Source organism: Actinopolyspora mortivallis DSM 44261, assembly GCF_000384035.1.
GTDB lineage: Bacteria > Actinomycetota > Actinomycetes > Mycobacteriales > Pseudonocardiaceae > Actinopolyspora > Actinopolyspora mortivallis.
On the sequence record NZ_KB913024.1, the window covers coordinates 1,275,768 to 1,294,387 of the forward strand.

Annotated in this window: 18 protein-coding genes; 13 read left to right on the plus strand and 5 right to left on the minus strand. The window is 70.3% G+C overall.

What is annotated here, in order from left to right; genetic code table 11:
- Window positions 1-4: 4 nt before the first annotated feature.
- The 7 genes from ACTMO_RS0106275 (at window position 5) to ACTMO_RS0106305 (ending at window position 6,620) form a co-directional block, all read left to right on the plus strand.
- Window positions 5-457, plus strand: a complete 453-nt coding sequence (locus tag ACTMO_RS0106275; RefSeq protein ID WP_019853818.1) for a PTS sugar transporter subunit IIA — start codon at window positions 5-7, stop codon at window positions 455-457.
- Window positions 454-1,926 carry a PTS fructose transporter subunit IIC gene (locus tag ACTMO_RS0106280; RefSeq protein ID WP_019853819.1) on the plus strand — a complete coding sequence of 491 codons (1,473 nt, stop codon included), beginning with the start codon at window positions 454-456 and terminating at the stop codon, window positions 1,924-1,926. The genes ACTMO_RS0106275 and ACTMO_RS0106280 overlap by 4 nt, the downstream gene beginning before the upstream one ends.
- 35 nt (window positions 1,927-1,961) lie before the next feature.
- Entirely contained in the window at window positions 1,962-2,255 is a 294-nt protein-coding gene (locus tag ACTMO_RS0106285; protein WP_019853820.1) for an HPr family phosphocarrier protein, read from the plus strand.
- Window positions 2,256-2,288: 33 nt separating this feature from the next.
- Window positions 2,289-3,833, plus strand: a complete 1,545-nt coding sequence (locus ACTMO_RS0106290) for a glycoside hydrolase family 32 protein (RefSeq protein WP_019853821.1) — start codon at window positions 2,289-2,291, stop codon at window positions 3,831-3,833.
- 315 nt (window positions 3,834-4,148) lie between these two features.
- On the plus strand, window positions 4,149-5,303 hold the full coding sequence (locus ACTMO_RS0106295) for a M24 family metallopeptidase (RefSeq protein ID WP_019853822.1): 1,155 nt from the start codon (window positions 4,149-4,151) through the stop codon (window positions 5,301-5,303).
- The gene (locus tag ACTMO_RS0106300) at window positions 5,300-5,773 is read left to right on the plus strand and encodes an Lrp/AsnC family transcriptional regulator (RefSeq protein ID WP_019853823.1); all 474 of its coding nucleotides are present in this window, start codon (window positions 5,300-5,302) and stop codon (window positions 5,771-5,773) included. The genes ACTMO_RS0106295 and ACTMO_RS0106300 overlap by 4 nt, the downstream gene beginning before the upstream one ends.
- Before the next feature lie 136 nt (window positions 5,774-5,909).
- On the plus strand, window positions 5,910-6,620 hold the full coding sequence (locus ACTMO_RS0106305) for a class I SAM-dependent DNA methyltransferase (protein ID WP_026448936.1): 711 nt from the start codon (window positions 5,910-5,912) through the stop codon (window positions 6,618-6,620).
- Between the two features lie 3 nt (window positions 6,621-6,623).
- Here the strand turns inward: ACTMO_RS0106305 and ACTMO_RS0106310 are convergent, their stop codons facing one another.
- Window positions 6,624-7,703 carry a GDSL-type esterase/lipase family protein gene (locus tag ACTMO_RS0106310; protein ID WP_019853825.1) on the minus strand — a complete coding sequence of 360 codons (1,080 nt, stop codon included), beginning with the start codon at window positions 7,701-7,703 and terminating at the stop codon, window positions 6,624-6,626.
- Between the two features lie 170 nt (window positions 7,704-7,873).
- On the opposite strand from ACTMO_RS0106310, the gene ACTMO_RS0106315 reads away from it, so the two are divergent.
- The 4 genes from ACTMO_RS0106315 to ACTMO_RS0106330 all read left to right on the plus strand — a co-directional run bounded on the left by ACTMO_RS0106315 (window position 7,874) and on the right by ACTMO_RS0106330 (window position 12,911).
- Window positions 7,874-8,479 carry an FxsA family protein gene (locus ACTMO_RS0106315; protein ID WP_019853826.1) on the plus strand — a complete coding sequence of 202 codons (606 nt, stop codon included), beginning with the start codon at window positions 7,874-7,876 and terminating at the stop codon, window positions 8,477-8,479.
- A 181-nt stretch (window positions 8,480-8,660) separates the two neighbouring features.
- The gene (locus ACTMO_RS0106320; RefSeq protein ID WP_019853827.1) at window positions 8,661-10,274 is read left to right on the plus strand and encodes an amidohydrolase; all 1,614 of its coding nucleotides are present in this window, start codon (window positions 8,661-8,663) and stop codon (window positions 10,272-10,274) included.
- A 129-nt stretch (window positions 10,275-10,403) separates the two neighbouring features.
- On the plus strand, window positions 10,404-12,035 hold the full coding sequence (lnt, locus tag ACTMO_RS0106325; protein WP_245556054.1) for an apolipoprotein N-acyltransferase: 1,632 nt from the start codon (window positions 10,404-10,406) through the stop codon (window positions 12,033-12,035).
- Window positions 12,036-12,119: 84 nt separating this feature from the next.
- Window positions 12,120-12,911 (plus strand): polyprenol monophosphomannose synthase, encoded by a 792-nt coding sequence (locus tag ACTMO_RS0106330; RefSeq protein ID WP_019853829.1) that lies wholly within the window; start codon window positions 12,120-12,122, stop codon window positions 12,909-12,911.
- A gap of 69 nt (window positions 12,912-12,980) precedes the next feature.
- Here the strand turns inward: ACTMO_RS0106330 and ACTMO_RS0106335 are convergent, their stop codons facing one another.
- From ACTMO_RS0106335 to ACTMO_RS0106345, 3 genes are all read right to left on the minus strand, one after another.
- Complete coding sequence (locus tag ACTMO_RS0106335; RefSeq protein WP_019853830.1) at window positions 12,981-13,337, minus strand: RNA polymerase-binding protein RbpA; 357 nt, start codon at window positions 13,335-13,337, stop codon at window positions 12,981-12,983.
- A 482-nt stretch (window positions 13,338-13,819) separates the two neighbouring features.
- Complete coding sequence (locus tag ACTMO_RS0106340) at window positions 13,820-15,229, minus strand: MFS transporter (RefSeq protein WP_019853831.1); 1,410 nt, start codon at window positions 15,227-15,229, stop codon at window positions 13,820-13,822.
- Window positions 15,230-15,317: 88 nt separating this feature from the next.
- On the minus strand, window positions 15,318-16,193 hold the full coding sequence (locus ACTMO_RS0106345; RefSeq protein WP_019853832.1) for a glycerophosphodiester phosphodiesterase family protein: 876 nt from the start codon (window positions 16,191-16,193) through the stop codon (window positions 15,318-15,320).
- Between the two features lie 169 nt (window positions 16,194-16,362).
- Here ACTMO_RS0106345 and ACTMO_RS0106350 point away from each other — a divergent pair, with 169 nt between their 5' ends.
- Together ACTMO_RS0106350 and ACTMO_RS0106355 are read left to right on the plus strand one after the other, a co-directional pair.
- The gene (locus ACTMO_RS0106350; RefSeq protein WP_084792070.1) at window positions 16,363-16,725 is read left to right on the plus strand and encodes a hypothetical protein; all 363 of its coding nucleotides are present in this window, start codon (window positions 16,363-16,365) and stop codon (window positions 16,723-16,725) included.
- 146 nt (window positions 16,726-16,871) lie between these two features.
- A complete protein-coding gene (locus tag ACTMO_RS0106355; RefSeq protein ID WP_019853834.1) occupies window positions 16,872-17,537 on the plus strand; it encodes a VOC family protein in 666 nt (221 codons plus the stop codon).
- A 3-nt stretch (window positions 17,538-17,540) separates the two neighbouring features.
- Here ACTMO_RS0106355 and ACTMO_RS0106360 read toward each other — a convergent pair whose 3' ends face one another.
- Window positions 17,541-18,548: a tyrosine-type recombinase/integrase gene (locus ACTMO_RS0106360; RefSeq protein ID WP_019853835.1), complete on the minus strand. Its 1,008-nt coding sequence runs from the start codon at window positions 18,546-18,548 to the stop codon at window positions 17,541-17,543.
- Window positions 18,549-18,620: the final 72 nt, after the last annotated feature.

The window sequence follows — 18,620 nt, forward strand, 5'->3', positions numbered from 1 at the left end:
CACCGTGAACAACGAGCTCATCACCGCCGATCTCGTCGACCTCGACCTCCGTGTCCCCGACCGTCACGCGGCGGTACGAGGCCTGGCCGAACGACTGGTCACCGCCGGACGCGTCACGGACCTGGAGTGGTTCGTGGCCGACGTCGCCGAGCGGGAGAAGCAGATGGCCACGGGGATGCGCGGCGGCATCGGGATCCCGCACTGCCGCTCCGCCGCCGTGACCGCACCCACCCTGGCCTTCGGGCGGTGCCCGGAGGGGGTGGACTTCGGAGCCGAGGACGGCCCGGCCCGACTGGTCTTTCTCATCGCCGCCCCCGAGGGCGGGGACTCCGAGCACATGTCGGTGCTGGCCGCGCTGGCCCGCAGGCTCGTGCGCGCGGAGTTCACCCGGACCCTGCTGGAGGCCACCGAGCCGTCCGAGATCGCCGAGTACGTGCGCCGGGAGGTCAGTCCATGAGAGTCGTCGCGGTCACAGCCTGCCCCACGGGAATCGCGCACACCTACATGGCCGCCGAGGCCCTGGAACAGGCCGCCGTCGAACGAGGGGACGAGATCTCGGTGGAGACCCAGGGCTCCGCCGGCTCCGAACCACTGTCGACGCGGGAGGTCCACGAGGCCGACGTGGTGGTCCTGGCCGCCGACGTGGGAGTGAACGGCCGGGAACGGTTCGCGGGCAAACCACTCGTGGAGGGCACGGTCAAACAGGCCGTGGAGAACGCGGCCGAGCTGCTGCGACGTGCCGCCGAAGCGGCCGAGGCCGACACGACGGTCGGCGCCGCACCACAGACACGACACGAGGAGACGCCGGAACCGGACGCCGGACACACCGGAGCGGCCACCCGGCTGCGTCAGTGGTTGATGACGGGCGTGAGCTACATGATCCCGTTCGTCGCCGCCGGAGGACTGTTGATCGCGTTGAGCTTCGCGTTCGGCGGCTACCGGATCACCGAGGCTCCCGACGTCACCGAGCACTTCGATCCGGCCACCCTCACCAGCTGGGCCGCCCTGGTGAACCAGATCGGCACCACCGCCTTCGACTTCCTCGTTCCCGTCCTGGCGGGTTTCGTCGCCTACGCGATGGCCGACCGGCCCGCCTTGGCCCCCGGTTTCGTCGGTGGTGCGGCGGCCGTCTCCGTGGGTGCCGGTTTCCTCGGCGGTCTGGTGGCCGGACTGCTCGCGGGAGTCGTGGTGGGGGGACTGCGCCGGGTGCCGGTTCCCCGGGTGATGGCGGGGATCATGCCCGTGGTGGTGCTGCCCCTGGTGGGAACCCTGGTCGTCGGCGTACTGATGTTCGTGGTGCTGGGCACCCCGCTCTCCGCGCTCATGACCGCGCTGACCGACTGGCTCAACGGACTCGGCGGGGCCAACGCGGTGCTGCTCGGCGCGCTGCTCGGCGGCATGATCGCCTCCGACCTGGGCGGTCCGGTCAACAAGGTGGCCTACACCTTCGCGGTCGGTGGTCTGACCACCGGAAGTGACACGGCACTACAGATCATGGCCGCGGTCATGGGGGCGGGAATGGTGCCGCCCCTGGCGCTGGCCACGGCGGCGACGGTGCGCGCGGGACTGTTCACCGCCGCCGAACGGGACAGCGCCCGCCCGGCCTGGCTGCTCGGCGCCTCCTTCATCACCGAGGGGGCGATCCCCTTCGCCGCCACCGACCCGCTGCGGGTCATCCCGAGCATGATCCTCGGATCGGCGGGGACGGGAGCACTGTCCATGTTGTTCGGAGCGACGCTGCGTGCCCCGCACGGAGGGCTGTTCGTGTTCCCGCTGGTGGGCAAGCCGGGACTGTACGCCTTGGCGGTCGCACTCGGAGTGCTGCTGGCCGCGCTGGCGGTGACGGCGGCCAAGTCCTTCGCCCGCGAGGGCGCGCGGGCCCTCGACGGGGACGAGAACGCCGAGTCCACCACGGCGGCCGCGTGAGAGCGGACCGCGAGAACCACGGAAGGAGCGCAACCATGCCACAACGTCGGGTCACCATCGCCTCCCGTGTCGGGCTGCACGCCCGTCCGGCGGCCCTGTTCGCCAAGGCGGTGGCCGCCCATCCCGTGTCGGTGCGGATCAGCAAGGTCACCGACGGGGTCGCCGGGGAGCCGGTGGAGGCGGCCAGCGTTCTCGGGCTGATGGGACTGGGAGCCGAGCACGGCGACGAGGTCGAACTGCACACCCCCGACGTCGAGACCGGCGAGTCCGTGCTGGACGAACTGGTGGAACTGCTGGGACGGGACCTGGACGCCGAACCAGCCGGATGAGTCCGTCGTGACGAAGCCAACCCTGGAGGCACCGTGGAACACGCGAACACCGAAGGCGTGTGGAAACGTCCCGCCGCGCGGCGGAGTTTCCTCACCGGGACGGCGGCGTTGCTCGGAACCGGGCTGGCGCCGACGGGAGCCGCCGCGCGGCGGCGTCCCGAGAGCACCGGGCACTGGCGCCCACTGGTCCGGTTCACGCCCGAGAACAACTGGATGAACGATCCGAACGGTCTGGTCCACCACCGGGGCGAGTACCACCTCTTCTTCCAGCACAACCCCCACGGCATCGACCACGCCGACATGAGCTGGGGACACGCGGTCAGCACCGACCTGGTCCACTGGCAGCACCTGCCGGTGGCCCTGCACCCCGACGAGCTCGGAGAGATCTTCTCGGGCAGCGCCGTGGTGGACGAACACGACACCAGTGGCCTGTTCGGTGGCGGCTCCGGAATCGTGGCCTACTACACGAGCGCGGGGGCCACACAGACCCAGAGTCTGGCCCACAGCGCGGACAACGGTCGGACCTGGACGAAGTACCCGGGCAACCCGGTGGTCGACAACCCGGGCTTCGCCGACTTCCGCGATCCCAAGGTGATCCGTCACGAGCCCACGGGCACGTGGGTGCTGCTGCTCGCCGCGGGCGACCGCGTGTTGTTCTACTCCTCCACCGACCTGCTGACCTGGACACGGGTCGGTGACTTCGGCGCCGACCAGGGGGCGCACGGCGGTGTGTGGGAGTGCCCGGACCTGTTCGAACTGCCCGTGGACGGTGACGAGCGACGACGTCGATGGGTGTTGGTGGTCAGCATCAACCCGGGGGGTCCCGCCGGTGGTTCGGCGACCCAGTACTTCGTGGGGGACTTCGACGGGAGGGTCTTCGTCAACGACAACACCCCGGACCGGGTGCTGTGGGCGGACCACGGCGCGGACTTCTACGCCTGCCAGTCCTGGTACGGGACACCCGGACGCAGACTGTGGCTCGGCTGGATGAGCAACTGGAACTACGCGTCGAACACCCCCACCCGTCCGTGGCGCGGCACGATGACCGTTCCCCGGGAGGTGGGGCTCACCGGAACCGGATCCGGGCCGCGGCTGGTGCAGCGTCCCGCGCGGGAGGTGGAGTTCGCCCACGGCCGACGACGCCGCTGGAGAGGTGTGCTCGTGGGGAAAGCGAAGGCCCCCCGCTTCCGGGGCAGGGCGCTGGACATCAGCGCGGATTTCGAGGTCCTCGACGGTCTGCCGGAGTTCGGGTTCGACGTCTTCCTCGGGCCACGGCACCGCACCCGCGTCGGCTACGACGCCCGCGCCCAGACCCTCTTCGTGGACCGCACCGACTCCGGAGAGGCCGGGATCTCCGAGGACTTCCCCGCGCGGCACGAGACCTCGCTGTCCGTGTCCGGGACAAGGGTGCGGCTGCGGATCCTGCTGGACCACTGCGGAGTCGAGGTGTTCGGCGACGACGGTTCGGTGGTACTGACCGACCTGGTCTTTCCCTCCGAGGAGGACGACGGAGGCCGTGGCTTCTGTTCCGGCGGCAGGGTACTGGCCGAACTGGAGGTGCGTGAACTGAGGCCGTGAACCACCGGAGGCAGCTACCGGGCCGGAACCGTGAGGGGAAGGCCCGCCTTCGCTGACACGGTTTCCACGGGCGAAAACCGTGCGGCCGGACGGAGTTGGGCAACCCGTCATCTCCGTGTTGTGGGTACGGAGGCCCGCCGAGCGGGACGATGAGCGGGCCGGGGCCGCCGAGCGCCTTTCTCCTCCCGTGGGGCGCTGCGGCCCCGCACCGCCGTGGGCGGCTCCGAGCCCGGAACGAAGGGGCGGGCACCCCGCACGTGCCGCGACCCGACCACCCCGACAGCCCGTTCCGCGCGGACTCTTTAGGGTTGAGCCATGTCCACCGGTGCAACGAAGCAGGACCCAACCGTTCTCTCGGCGCGGCTACAGCGCGCCGCCGAGACCGCTGCCGGCGCGAACATCGACGCGCTGCTGATCTCGCCCGGATCCGACCTCGGATACCTCGTCGGGGTCGACGGCGAGTCCTTCGAACGGCTCAGCTGCCTGGTACTTCCGGCCGCCGGAAGTGCGGCCTCCCCCGTGTTGGTGGTTCCCAAGCTCGAGGAGCTCGGCTACGCGGAGGTGCCCGCCCAACAGTTGGGCGTGGAGATCGCGACCTGGGTGGACGGGCAGGATCCTCACGGTATGGTCGCCGATCTGCTGCGTCGTGGCGGCGCGGAACCCACACGGGTCGGCGTGGCCGACGCGATGCCCGCACTGCACACCCTGCCACTGCGCGCGGCCCTGCCCGACGCCGAGCAGGTACTGGCCGGATCCGTGCTGCGGGAGCTGCGGATGCGCAAGGACGCCGCCGAGATCCGGGCGCTGCGTGAGGCGGGCGCGGCCATCGACCGGGTGCACGCCCGCATGGGCGAGTTCCTGCGGGTCGGCCGCACCGAGGCCGAGGTGGGTGCCGACATCAGCGAAGCCATCGTGCGGGAGGGGCACTCCGCGGCCGAGTTCGTGATCGTCGGTTCCGGTCCCAACGGGGCCAGTCCCCACCACGCGCTGTCCGACCGGGTCATCCGTGAGGGCGATGTGGTGGTCGTGGACATCGGTGGCCCCCTGCCCGGCGGCTACAACTCGGACTGCACCCGGACCTACTCCCTCGGCGAGCCCAGGGACTCCGACGTGCGCGAGACCTACGAGGTGCTGCGTTCCGCCCAGCGTGCCGCGGTCGAGACCGTCCGGCCGGGGGCCACGGCCGCCCAGGTGGACGCCGCGGCCAGGCAACCGATCACCGAAGCCGGGTTCGGGGAGTACTTCGTCCACCGCACCGGTCACGGTATCGGGTTGGACGTGCACGAGGAGCCCTACATCATGGGGGGTAACGACATCGTGCTCGAACCGGGAATGGCGTTCAGCATCGAACCGGGCATCTACCAGCAGGGACACTGGGGAGCACGGATCGAGGATATCGTCGTGGTGACCGAGCAGGGTGTGGAGAGCCTGAACAACCAGCCGCACGAGTTGGTGGTGCTACCGACGTGACGGAGCGAAACGCCCCGCAGAGCCCCGAGCTGGAAGCCACCGACCGGGCGATACTGCGGGAGCTGCTGCGGGACGGCCGTTGCAGCTTCACCGAGCTGGGCGAGAAAGTGGGACTCAGCGTCTCCGCCGTGCACCAGCGCGTCCGCAGGCTGGAACAGCGGGGCGCGCTGCGCGGATACACGGCCAGGGTCGACGGCGAGCAGATCGGACTGCCGCTGACGGCGTTCATCTCGCTGACCCCGACCGACCCGGCGGCGCCGGACGACTACCCACAGCGGCTGGAACACCTTCCGGAGATCGAGTCCTGCTACTCGGTGGCCGGCGACGAGTCCTACATCCTGCAGGTGCGTGTGGCCTCACCGGTGGCGCTGGAGGAGCTGCTGCGCAAGATCCGGGAGGCGGCGAAGGTCTCCACCCGGACCACGGTGGTGCTGTCCACGCCGTTCGAGAACCGGGCTCCCGAGCTCTAGGCCCCGGAGCGTCTTCGACCGGGTTCGGACACGGCCGTGACCGCGAACACCCACCCGGTCGACTCCGGTCGCCGGAGTCGACCGGGCGAGTGCCGTTCGCGATGAGGACCGGCCGGTGTTCGTCTACCGTGGTCGAGTGGCGCACAACACGCTCTACGAGCAGTTCGCCGAGGCCTACGCGCGGCACTCCGAGCACAGCCCGGCGAACGCCTACTACGACCGTCCGGCGATCCTGGCGCTGGCCGGGGACGTGAGCGGCAGGAGGGTGCTCGACCTCGGGTGCGCGGCGGGCGTGCTCTCCGAACAGCTGGTGGCCCGGGGAGCGACGGTGACGGGGGTGGACCGCGAGCCGCGCATGGTCGAACTCGCCCGGGCCCGTCTGGGGGGCCGTGCCAGGTTCGAGGTGGCCGAGTTGTCCGAACCGTTGGACATGGTGCCCACCGCCGGTGTGGACCTGGTGGTGGCCTCGTTGGTGCTGCACTACCTGCCGGACTGGCACGGTCTGCTCACCGAGCTCGGCCGCTGCCTGGTCCCGGGCGGGGAACTGGTCTTCTCCGTACACCATCCGGCCGCGGACTGGCAGGGCCAGGGCAGGCCGGACTACCTGAGCACCGAGCTCGTCTCGGAAACCTGGCCGGTGGGCGGACAGGACGTCGAGGTCTCCTTCTACCGCAGACCCCTCTCCGCGGTGTTCGAGCAGCTCCACCGGGCCGGGTTCGTCGTGGACACCGTGGACGAGCCGCGACCGCTGCCCGAGCTGTCCCGGTTGTCCCCGGACGCCTACGCCGAGTTGAGCACCAAACCGGTCTTCCTGTTCGTCAAGGCCTTCGCGGTGGCCCGTCCGTAGCGCTCACCCCTGTCCGGAGACGCGTGCGGAACCCGCCAGCCGTAGCCCGCCCCGTCCGTCCGGGACGCAGGCCGCGCTTCGCCGGGACCCCGTGAGGAACTCGCTCAGGCAGTCGGCGATGCGCGCGTAGCCCCGCGCGTTCGGATGGAAGGACTCCTGCATCGCGTGGGGAGCGCGCTCCTCGTGCTCCAGGGAGTTCCAGTCCACCGACAGCCTGCGGAACCACTCGGTCTCGGCGGTGGCGGCGGAGTCGGCCGTGCACGCCTCGTGCCCGTTGCCGGCCCGCGAGAGGTCCAAAAACCGTGCCCCCTGGGCACGGGCGACCTTCCGCAGGGCGTCGGAGAGCTGGGGTACCGCGGTGCGGTGGACCCAACGGACGTCCTCGGTGCGCAACGGACATCCGGACAGGTTCTGCAGGTCGGGGCGGATGCCGGGGGCGACGGGGGAGGCGTAGGACTGCAACACCAGGGAGTAGTCCCCCCTGCCGTAGCCGGCCCGGCGCATCACGGAGCGGACGTCGGACAACGCCTCCGAGACCTTGGGCCGCATGTTCTCCACCCGCTCCGGCCACCGCTCGCGCAGCCGCCGCGAGCAGCCGCCCTCCGCACGTTCCACCCAGGCGCGCACGCAGGCGTCGAGCACGCCGACGAAGTCGGGATCGTCGTTGGCCCCCACGGCCACCACCACGTCGGTGATCCGGTAGCGCTCGGTCAGCTCGGCCAGCCGGGCAGCCTGGGACCCCTCCACCGGATTCCCTCGGGGAGTCAGCCCCACCTGGCCGGCCCCCGCACCCGAGCAGGCCAGATTGATCCTGGTCACGTCCTCGGGCAGCCGCAGTTGGTGGACCACGGCCTCGGGGGAGCGGTGGCACCAGTTGCCGTCGCGCCCGTTCGTGCCCGGAAGGTAGTCACCCGCTCCTTCGCCGGAGAGGGTGCTGTCCCCCATGGTGACCACGGCCCGGGGCAGCTGTGGTTCGGGTCTGGGAGGGGGAGTGGGTACGGGCCGGTCGCTGACCAGCAGAACCAGCGCGAACACACTGACAGCCAGCAGCAGGGCCGTGAGTTTCGCCGGGCGTGTCCACATCACTCGGGAAGTCTATGGTGCCGCAGGGGGAGAACGGCACGGTGTTCGGCGGGAAGATCGGTACGGGCGGTTCCGGTGTCCGTACTCCCACGATTCTCCCGAGCGGGAGTATTTTCGTGCTCCCGAGCGTTGTCCGGGAAACAGCCCGTAAGCGGAGGTGCCAGCGCGACGTGCCCCTATTCGTTCTGCTGCTCGTCGGTGTCGCCGTCGAGGTCGGCGTGCTCGTCCTCGTGGGCCAGGCCATCGGGGCCCTGCCCACCCTCGGTCTGCTGCTCGCGGGCGCGCTGCTCGGTTCGTGGCTGCTGCGCAGGGAGGGACGCAGAACCCTGCGCGAGTTCAGCGAGGCCGCTCGACTGCGTCGTCCCCCGGAACGGGAGATCTCCGACGGGATGTTCGTCGGGGCGGCGGCGTTGCTGATCCTGCTGCCCGGCCTGGTCAGTGACCTGCTCGGTCTGCTGCTGCTGTTCCCGCCCACGAGGGCCCTGCTGCGCGGGCCGCTGCGACGCGGTGCGCAACGCAGACAGCAGCGCATGGAACAGCACATGCGGGAACGGATGAGCGCTTTCGGAGCCGCCGGATTCGATCCCGGTGCGTTCGTCCACACGGAGTCCACGCGGACACGTGACCGGCGGGGACGCGAGGACGTGATCGACGGTGAGGTGGTCTCGGTCACCGAGGATGACGAACACCACTCCGAATCCTCGGGGCCCGAGCTGCCCGGTCAGACGCAGGAGCCGCCGTATTCCGAGGGCAACGGAGAGCGGGACCGCCGCTGAGCGGGTCGGCTGTGTCATGCCTCCGACAGGGGCGGGTTAAGCTACTCACGACGATCGCGACCGACGACGGCGGGCCGCGTCGGAAGTTCCCGGCGCGTGGTGACGACGTGCCGGACGACGGTCGGACGGTTTGCGCAGTTTGCACACGCGATGGTGAATGACAGGGGTCAGGGTCCGATACATGTCCGACACCATGCTCTTGCTCGGCGGGCACATCTATTCGCCGGGTAACCCGGATGCCACCGCGATGGCCGTCACCGACGGCACGATCGCCTGGGTCGGAACAGACCCGGTCGGTCGCGCGTTGCATCCGGAAGCCGAGATCGTCGATCTGCGTGGCGCGTTCGTCGCTCCCGCGTTCGTCGACTCCCACGTACACGCGACCTCGAGCGGGTTGCTGCTCAACGGACTCGACCTCACCGGGTGTGCCTCCCTGACGGAGTTCCTGCACGCGCTGCGGGACTACGTCGCGGAGAACCCGGGACGACTGGTCTGGGGACACGGCTGGGACGAGAGCTGGTGGCCCGAGCAGCGTCCGCCCACACGCGCCGAGATCGACGAGGCCGCGCGGGGAGCGCCGGTGTACCTGTCCCGGGTCGACGTGCACTCGGCGTTGGTCTCCACCGCCCTGGTGGAACGCGCCCCCCTCGCCCGAGGGGCCGAGGGGTGGGACGAGGAGGGGCCGTTGACCCGGGTCGCCCACCATCACGCGCGCAGCGCCGCCCGCGAGTCACTGAGCCCAGCCCAGCGCCGGGAGGCCCAGGCGGCCTTCCTCCGGCACGCGGCGGCACAGGGGATAGCCAGCGTGCACGAGTGTGCCGGCCCCGACATCTCCGGCGCGGACGATCTGGCCGACCTGCTCGGGCTCTCCGCGCAGGGAGGGGTTCCCGAGGTGGTCGGCTACTGGGGTGAGCTCGGGGCTCTGGACACCGCCCGGGAACTGGGGGTTCGTGGCCTCGGTGGGGACCTGTTCGTGGACGGGGCCCTGGGGTCGCGGACCGCCGCGCTGCGGGAGCCCTACTCCGACGCGCCGGGAACCTCCGGGGTGCTCTATCTGGACGCCGACGCCATCGCCGAACATCTCGTCGACTGCACCAGGAACGGGATCCAGGCCGGTTTCCACGTGATCGGCGACGCCGGTGTGGCCGAGGTGGGAGAGGGGTTCCGTCGAGCCGCCGAGGTACTCGGAACCCCCGCCCTGGCCGGTGGCGGTCACCGACTGGAACACCTCGAAATGATCGACGGGGAACTCGCCGCCGAACTGGCCGGATACGGAGTGACGGCCTCGGTGCAGCCGTGTTTCGACGCCGCCTGGGGCGGGACCTCACGCATGTACGCCAGCCGGCTCGGCCCGGAACGCGGCGCCCGGTTGAACCCCTTCTCCGAACTCGCCTCCCAGGGGGTGGTGCTCGCCTTCGGCTCGGACGCTCCTGTCACCAGGGTGGGCCCGTGGGAGGCGATCCGGGCGGCGGTGCACCACCGTACGGAAGGGTTCGGCATCTCCCCGCGGGCCGCGTTCAACGCGCACACCCGGGGCGGTTGGCGCGCCGCCGGGGTGGTCGACGGGCTGACCGGAACCCTGGTCCCGGGGGCTCCGGCCACGTACGCGGTGTGGAGCGTGGACGAGCTCGTGCCGGCCGGTCAGGACTCGCGGGTGCGTCGGTGGTCTACCGACCCTCGTTCCGGGGTGCCCGCCCTGCCGGACGTCTCACCGGAGGCCCGGTTACCACGCTGTCTGCGTACCGTGCTGCGCGGGGAGACGATCCACCGTCGGGACCGGGGGGACGAGGACTGAGGCGGCCGGACGGTGCCGCACCCGCCGGGAGGTTTTCCGGGCACGACCCTCGCGAGGGGGCGGAGTAGATTCGCGGCGTGCGTCATCGTCTACGGTGGCCGACCGTTCCTCCGTCGCGAAGGTTGATCGTTGGTTACCCCCAAGGTGAACTCGGAGAACCGCCGCAACAGCGGCGGTGGTCTCGTTTCCGACCCGTCCGGTGGGCACCGCATCCTCCGGGTGCTCCCGCGCGTCGCCGCCGCCGTGCTGGCCGGCGGAGCGCTCTACTGGTGCACCCCGCCCCGCCAGCTGTGGTGGCTGGCACCGCTGGCGCTGGCCGTGTTCACCGGTGTGCTCCACCGGCGGGGGCTCCGCGCGGCCTTCGGGTACGGAGTGGTTTTCGGACTGGCCTACATGCTGCCGCTGCTGAGCTGGCTGCTGGACTTCCTGGGCGAGCAGTTCGGTCCGTGGCCCTGGTTGGGGGTGGGGCTGGTCGAGGCCCTGTTCTTCGGTCTGGCCGGGGTCGGCATGGCGTGGGTGCGTCGGCTGCCCGCGGCTCCGCTGTGGCAGGCCCTTGTGTTCCTGACGGCCGAGTTGCTGCGTTCCGCGGTGCCCTTCGGCGGCTTCCCCTGGGGAAGGTTGGCCTTCACCCAGGCCGAGGGGGCACTGCTGCCGCTGGCCTCCCTGGGCGGGGCGAGTCTGGTCGGTTTCGGCGTGGCGTTGAGTGGGACGGGACTGGCCGGGCTCGTGGCGTTGTTGCCACGACCACGACGCGAAGGGCACTCCTCCGAGCTCAGCACGGCGCGGCGCTCGGCGCGACGGTTGGTTCCGGCGGTGCTCGCGCTGGTGCCGGTGACGCTCGGCGCGGCGCTGACCCCCACTCTGGGCACGGGGCCAGAGACGGGGACCGCGCGTGTGGCCGTCGTACAGGGCAACGCCCCCGACGTGGGGCTGGACCTGCTGCACCGGGACCGGCAGCTGTACGTCAACCACGTCCGGGCCGCCCGGGAACTCGCCGCGGACGTGGAGGCGGGCCGGGTGCCCCGCCCCGATGTCGTGGTGTTGCCGGAACAGGTCGGTTCGTGGGGACCCGAGCGACAGGACCCCGCGTTGCGTCGCGTGTCCGAACGACTCGGTGTGCCCGTGGTCGTCGGTGGACTCGCCCGCGGCCCGGACGGGGAGCTCAGCAACCGTGTCATCACCTGGCGTCCCGAGGGGGCGGGCGCGGAGTACGTCAAACAGCACCTCGTCCCCTTCGCGGAGAAGATCCCGTTGCGTTCGGTGGCCGGGGCGGTGAGCCCGTTCGTGCGCCGTTTCGACCGGGACATGGTCCCCGCCGACGAGCCGGGTGTCCTTCCGAGTGGGCCGGTGCGGCTCGGAGTGGGGATCTGCTACGACGTGGCCTACGACGACGTGTTCCGCGAGGCGGCCGGAGCCGGTGCCGAGCTGTTCGCCCTGCCCACCAACAACGCCTGGTACGGCCCCTCGGAGATGAGCTACCAACAACTGGCGATGGCACGGTTGCGGGCCGTGGAACACGGGCGTTCGATGCTGGTCGCGGCCACCAGCGGGGTCAGTGCCATCGTCCGCCCGGACGGGAGCGTGGCCCACCGGACGGACCTGTTCACCGCGGAGACGCTCGTCGACGAGGTTCCGCTGCGCTCCTCGACCACTCCGGCCACCCGGTTCGGCGCGTACGTCACCTGGGGTGTGGTCGTACTCGGGCTGTTCGCGGTGGCCTGGAGCGCGTGGCGGACTCGCCGTCCCGGACGCGGGGGATGAGTGGTGTGGTGACGGCCGTGTGTGGTGGGAGACCACGGCGGGCGCGGAGGTGTCGGACGGCGGTGAGCAGGCGAGGAGACAGGAATGAGTGAGCCGCGGAACTCGGGGGTTTCCGGGGACCACCCGCACACGCTGGTGGTGATCCCCACGTTCAACGAGCGGGACAACCTGCGGCCGATAGTGCGCCGCCTCAGCGACGCCCTTCCCCGGGTGCACGTGTTGGTCGTCGACGACAACAGCCCGGACGGTACGGGGGAGCTCGCCGACCGGCTCGCCGAGGACGCACGGGTCCACGTGCTGCACCGCACCGGCAAGGCCGGTCTGGGGGCCGCCTACGTGGCCGGATTCGACTGGGCCCTGCGGAGGGGGTATCAGGCGATCGTGGAGATGGACGCGGACGGTTCACACTCTCCGGAGCAGCTCCCCGCCTTGCTGGAGACGTTGTTCCGCCGTGACGTGGGGGCTGTTCTCGGCTCACGTTATGTTCCCGGCGGCAGGGTGGTGAACTGGCCGTGGTACCGCTCGCTGCTGTCCCGTGGCGGCAACGTCTACTCCAAGTGGGCCCTCGGGGTGGCGGTCAACGACCTCACCGGGGGTTTCCGGGCCTACCGCAGCGAGGTGCTGCGTGAGGTGGACCTGCACACGGTGGCCTCCCAGGGATACTGCTTCCAGGTGGACCTGGCCGTGCGGGTGCTGGACACGGGCAGGTCCGTGGTGGAGGTCCCGATCACGTTCGTGGAACGGGAGAACGGCCAGTCCAAGATGAACGGGGCCATCGTCCGGGAGGCTCTGCTGCGGGTGACCGGATGGGGGGCGCGCCGGTGGGGCAACAGGCTCCGCGCCGTCCTGCGGAGTTCCGGCGTGCTCCGGCGTTGAGGTGTGGTCGGTTCCTCGCCGGCGCCCGGTTCGCCGGGCAACCGGGCGCCCGAGTCCGCGTGCGCTGGGTCAGTTCGCGCTGTCTCCGGACCGGCTGCGACGGGAGCGCAGCTCCTCCAACCGTTCGTTGAGCAGTTCTTCGAGCTCGGGGATGCTGCGGCGTTCCAGCAACATGTCCCAGTGGGTGCGCGGCGGTTTGGCCTTCTTCTGTTCCGGCTGGCTGCCGTCGACGATCTTCGACTCGGTGCCGTGCAGGCGGCATTCCCAGGTCGTGGGGACCTCGGCGTCGTCAGAGAAGGGCACCTCGAACTCGTGGTCCTTGGAGCAGGCGTAGCGCACCGTCCGGCGCGGTGCGAGGTCGTGGTTACGGTCCGTCTCGTAGCTGACTGCTCCGAGCCGGCTGCCACGCAGAACGCGATCGGCCATGACGGTTCCTTTCGCTTCGGCCCGGGGGTTCCGGGGGCTTTGCTCACCGAGTGCAACGACAGGGGGGTGTCGTCTGTTCCCGGTTTGGGGGTTTTGGTTGCCGTCGGTGACGGCATTCACTCGTCAACAGCGTTGACTACCCGTGGGATGCATCAGCGGAACGTTCATGACGCGTTATCCCTCTTGTGACCCACAGGTGCGTCCGAACGGGTGATAGTGCCAGAGCACCCGGCGTCATGACCAAGTGCGGACGCGGTCACGAACGAGATTGGGAGCGATATCACGTCCTCCGTTCTGGTGACGGACAAAGTTGTATTCACTCTTCGTGTTTGTGGTGGTTCCTGTTCCGGTGGTGACGGAAGGTACTGGAATATGCCGCACCATGGGCCACGGGGGAACCCTCCCTCACCGTTGTGGAGCAACCCCCTGGTCCTACGGGGGCGGGACGACGGCCCGCGAGCACGGTCCGGGCCCGGGCACGTTCACAGTTTCGCCGGGGGCTCGTTGCCCGCCTCGCGAATGGCACGTTCCAGGGGAATCGGCCAGAACAGCACCAGGCCGACGACGAAGAACCCGATCAACGAGAGGATCGCCAACCGGAACGAGCCGGTGGCCTGCCCCACCGCCGCGAACACGAGCGGACCCGCCCACGAGGTCGACCGTTCGCCGATCTGGTACAGGGAGAAGTACTCGGCCTCCCTGCCCCGGGGAATCATCTGGCTGAACAGCGACCGGGACAACGCGTTGGTGCCGCCCAGCACCAGCCCGATCCCGGCCGCCACCGCGTAGAACTGAGCCGGCTCCCCCTCCCGGGTGTGGAAAGCCGCCGTCAGCACCGCGATCCAGACCAACAGACTGGTCACGACGGTTCTCCCGGCCCCGATGCGGGCGGCCACCCAACCGTGCAGCAGTCCGCCGAGGAAGGCGATGAACTGCACCACCAGGATCGTGCCGATGAGCACGTCCTGGCTCAGCCCCAACTCCACGTTGCCGTACTGGGCGGAAACCTTGAACACGGTGCTGATCCCGTCGGTGAACACCATGTAGGCACCCAGAAAGGCCAGCGTCAGCGGCAGCCGCCGCGCCTGACGCAGGGTCGTCGCCAACTGGCGGAAACCGCCCCGCAACGTCGACGTTCCCACGGGGGAACCGCCCCCGGCGGGGGAGGCGTGCCCGCGCAACAACACCAACGGGAACACCGTGAACACCGCCCACCACACACCCGATGAGGCGAAGACCAGCCGCACCGCCGTCTCCCGCTCGATGCCCAGCACCCCGTGTCCGGTGTAGAGCACCAGATGCAACGCCAGCGCGGTCCCACCCCCCAGGTAGCCGAAGGCCCAACCGCGCGCGGAGAGCCCGTCGCGCTCGTCGGCGGTGGCGATCTCCGGAAGCAGCGAGTAGTAGACCACCACGGCCGCGCCGAAGCAGACGTTGGCCACCACGAACAGCGCGGCCCCCAGCTGCCACTCCTTCCCCCCGGTCAACGCCAACAGCGTGGTCGCGGCGGCCCCGCCGAAGGCGAACAGGCCGAGCATTCCGCGTTTGTCACCGGTGCGGTCGGCCACCGCACCGGCCAGCGGAAGCACCAGCAGCTGGAGCACCGCCGCCACCGACAGCAGATAGCCCCACAGGGACCCCGCCGGGAAGTGCCAACCGAGGAAGGCCACGTCACACCGGCGCAGCGCGTCCCCATCCGGGCACGCCGCGCTCCCGTTGCGGGCCACATCGGACTCGGCGGCCCTGGTGGCCACCTCGGTGAGGTACAGCGAGAGGAAGACGGTGGTGATCGAGGTGGGGAACACCGAGTTGGCCCAGTCGTACCAACACCAGCCCCGTTGTGCGTCGCGGCGGACGTTTCCCGGCGCTGTCTCCGCGCGGTCGGCGTGCATGCGTGTCCCGTCCTCGTGTGACCTGCCGTGGCGACTACCCCGAGTACCTTTCTCGGTCACCACTGGACGGGACAATGCGTAGTTCCACTCAGACCTTCGACTTCTCCGCCGTGGAGGCGGGAACGCCGGGGAAGTCCTCCCGCGTCTCGGGCCACTGCCCCCGGGAACGCAGCAGTTCGCGCAGTACGTCCGGCCGGTCGGTCAACACCCCGTCCACCCCCAGATCCAACAGCCGCGCCATCTCCTCGGCCTCGTCCACCGTCCACACGTGCACTTCGGTCCCCCACCGGCGGGCCAGCTCCACCAGGCGCGGTGTCACCACCCGCAACCCGCCCCATCCGCGGGGAACCTGGGCGGCCGCCCCCCGTGTCAGGACCGAGCCCACAGATCTCGCCACGGGGCCGACCACCGGGCGGGAACCGACCCACAGCCACGCCACCGAGCCCGGGCCCATGGAGGTCAGCAGTCGGGCCTCGCCGTTGCGGCGCAACATCCGCAGGCGTCTGTCGTCGAAGCCGGCCAGGCAGACCCGGTGCCAGGCGTCGTGCCTGCGGATGGTGCGCAGTGTCGGCACCACCGCGGAGTCGGCCTTGACGTCTATGTTGAGCAGTGCCCCGGGCAGTTCCTCGAGGAGCTCGTCCAGGGAACAGACCCGTTCCCGCCCCGCGATCCGGGCCGTGCGCACCCGGGACCAGGGTTGTCGCCGGATCCTTCCCCGTCCGTCCGTGGTGCGGCCCAGATCGGGGTCGTGATGCACCACCACGTGGTCGTCACTGGTGGCGTGCACGTCGGTTTCCAGGTATCGGTATCCCTCCGCGAAGGCGCGGCGGAAGGCGCTCAACGAGTTCTCCATACCCCGCAGGTCACCGATGTGCCAGCCGCGGTGGGCGAAGGCACGGGGATACGGGCCGCGCAGGAAGGGGTGGTCGAGGGCGGAGGATAGCGTTGTGAACATCGTCCCCATCTCTCGTGTGTTCGTCTGACCAGCCGCTCGGGAGGGCGAGGACGGCCCGGGCCGTCGAGGGCACGGGCGCGTCCGCCGTGCGGGATGCTACGAGAATCCGAAGGAGGCGGGGATTTTTTCGGCGTGGCGCCTCAGCAAATGAGCCTGTTTCGGACTAGCGTGGTCGTCCGTGGAGACGACATCGGACACCGAGTCACTCGGCACGCGAAGTGGTCCACCCCGGCACTGCTCGTGGTGTGGCCGCCGGATACCCGGTGCGGGCAACGTCGGTCGCCCCCGGATGTACTGCGCCCAGTCCTGCAGGCAGCGAGCCTACGAACGCCGTGCCGCGGTGCAGCGTGGCGGACTTCCCGAGGATGCCGTGGTGCTCTCCGCCGGGGAACTGGACAGTCTGCAGGACCGGCTGTTCCAACTGAGGTGCGCCGCCGAGGACGTGGCGACGGCGGCCGGAGAGGGAGCCCGACCACAGGAGGTGCACGCTTTGGCCCAGCGACTGTTGGACAGCGCACGGGATCTGGAACGTATCCGGTGAACGCGCGGCGACGTTCGTCCGAACGGAGCATTGCCGTGCCCGTCGGACGCGGTCAGGATGAGACGCCGAACTTTGCCCCAACGGAGTGATCGACATCGTGCGAGGGTGTCGACGGTCGCTCCAGGTCCGGCCAGAAAGTTACGAAGTTGCCTCCTCACTCGACGGTCTGTGGTCTGCGCCGTGCCGAACTGCGCTCTGCCGACCCCGCGGAAACCGCGCTGTTCTACCGAAGGTTGCTGGACTGGACGGTGTTGCGGTCCGAGCACGGCTTCGAATGCTGGGTCGGCGAGCGCAGGTGCGCGACGGTACGTGCCGACGGTTCCCCGGGGGAAACCCCGCGATGGCGTCCCGTGTTCGCGGGAGCCTCCGAGACCGCCGAACTCACCGGACCCGAGGACACCCCGGCCAGCATGGTCACCGGGCGGGCCCAGCACGGGCCGTGGGCACCCCGTCCCCGGCGGGGGGAGCCGTGCTGGATCGAACTACACACGAGCGAGGAACGCTCGGCCGACGAGTTCTGGAGCGGTTCGCTGTTCTGGTCGGTGCGGCAGGGGCCGCCGGGCGCCCTCTACACGGTGCGGGACTCGGCGATAGCGGGCCGGACCGCCCAGCGTGGTTCCGTCGCGGGAACCGGGTGGTTGTGTTACTTCACCGTCGACGAGCTCGACCGCGCCGCCGAACGGGTCCCCGAAATCGGAGGCTCGGTGCTGGAGCAGGGTCACCACGACACGCTGGGCAGGACACTGGTGGTCGCCGACGTCGACGGCGCGGTCTCCGCCCTGGTCGAAGGGGCCGGAGGTTGGGGAGGATGAGACTCACTCGTCCTGTCGGCGGGAGGTGAGTTCGCCCAACACCCGGTTGGTGCGGTTGGCCCGCACGGACAGCCGCTGTTCTCGGGCCGTGACGTCGATGTAGGACTGGCTGGAACTGATCGAGGCGTGCCCGAGCAGTTTCGCGATCTCGGCGGCGTTGGCGCCGTCCTCGGCCAGTCTGGTGGCGAAGGTGTGCCGCAGCGCGTGCACCATCGCCCCGCGCCGCACCCGGTCGGAAACCCCGGCGGCCTTCAGGGACTGCTGTACCAGGTACTGCAGACCACCGCGGCGCAGCGCCTCACCGCGGTGGTTGACGAACAGCGGCTCGGCTCCGGGCAGGCGTCGCCCGAAACGTCGTCTGCGACTGTCCAGATAGTCCTCCAGAATCCCCTCGAGGGACTCGTCGATCGGCACGGACCTGTTGACCCCGCCCTTGCCGCGTACGTGCAGCCTGCGTTCCCCGCGCCGCCCGGCCAGGCAGGACACGGTCAGATCGAGCAGTTCGGCCGAGCGCAGCCCGGTGCACAGCAGGGTCGCCAGCACCGCCAGGTCCCGTTCCGGCCACGGGTCGCGGGCCTTGCGCGCCCCCTGGGCCACCGAGCGCAGCAGCCTTTCCGGGGTCTGCTCACCCTCCAGCGGTTTCGGCGTGGTCTCCGTGGTGCGTGGCTTGGGCACCACCGGCATCGGGTTTCCCGAACTGGCTCCCTCCACCACGAGGAAACGGAAGAACCCGTTCCAGCTCGACCACGCCCGCGTCACCGAGGAGGCCGAGCGGGTGGCGGCGTAACGGGCGAAGGCCGACCGCAGCGAGTGGGAGGTGACCTCGGAAAGCGACAGTTCGTCTCTCCGGCGGCCGGTGACCTCGGCCAGTTCCGTGGCCACCGACTCCAGGTCCCGCCGGTAGGCGCGCAGCGAGTTCTCGGCCATCTTCCGGGCCTGGAGGTGTTCCAGATAGCTCGCGCTCCACCGGGCCAGGGTGTGATCGGCGTCGGAAGCGGATTCCGTGTGCATCCGAGAGCACCTCCGCAGCGGTCGTGTCCGTGTTGGTCGGCGGGCGGGGCCCGCGGCACGGCGCGTGGCTGT

Excerpts from the sequence above, each read along its gene's own strand:
- ACTMO_RS0106310 (WP_019853825.1), bottom strand. The coding sequence starts at position 7,703 with ATGTGGACACGCCCGGCGAAACTCACGGCCCTGCTGCTGGCTGTCAGT.
- ACTMO_RS0106280 (WP_019853819.1), top strand. The coding sequence starts at position 454 with ATGAGAGTCGTCGCGGTCACAGCCTGCCCCACGGGAATCGCGCACACC.
- ACTMO_RS0106360 (WP_019853835.1), bottom strand. The coding sequence starts at position 18,548 with ATGCACACGGAATCCGCTTCCGACGCCGATCACACCCTGGCCCGGTGG.
- ACTMO_RS0106330 (WP_019853829.1), top strand. The coding sequence starts at position 12,120 with ATGAGTGAGCCGCGGAACTCGGGGGTTTCCGGGGACCACCCGCACACG.
- ACTMO_RS0106320 (WP_019853827.1), top strand. The coding sequence starts at position 8,661 with ATGTCCGACACCATGCTCTTGCTCGGCGGGCACATCTATTCGCCGGGT.
- ACTMO_RS0106345 (WP_019853832.1), bottom strand. The coding sequence starts at position 16,193 with ATGGGGACGATGTTCACAACGCTATCCTCCGCCCTCGACCACCCCTTC.
- ACTMO_RS0106335 (WP_019853830.1), bottom strand. The coding sequence starts at position 13,337 with ATGGCCGATCGCGTTCTGCGTGGCAGCCGGCTCGGAGCAGTCAGCTAC.
- ACTMO_RS0106285 (WP_019853820.1), top strand. The coding sequence starts at position 1,962 with ATGCCACAACGTCGGGTCACCATCGCCTCCCGTGTCGGGCTGCACGCC.
- ACTMO_RS0106340 (WP_019853831.1), bottom strand. The coding sequence starts at position 15,229 with ATGCACGCCGACCGCGCGGAGACAGCGCCGGGAAACGTCCGCCGCGAC.
- ACTMO_RS0106295 (WP_019853822.1), top strand. The coding sequence starts at position 4,149 with ATGTCCACCGGTGCAACGAAGCAGGACCCAACCGTTCTCTCGGCGCGG.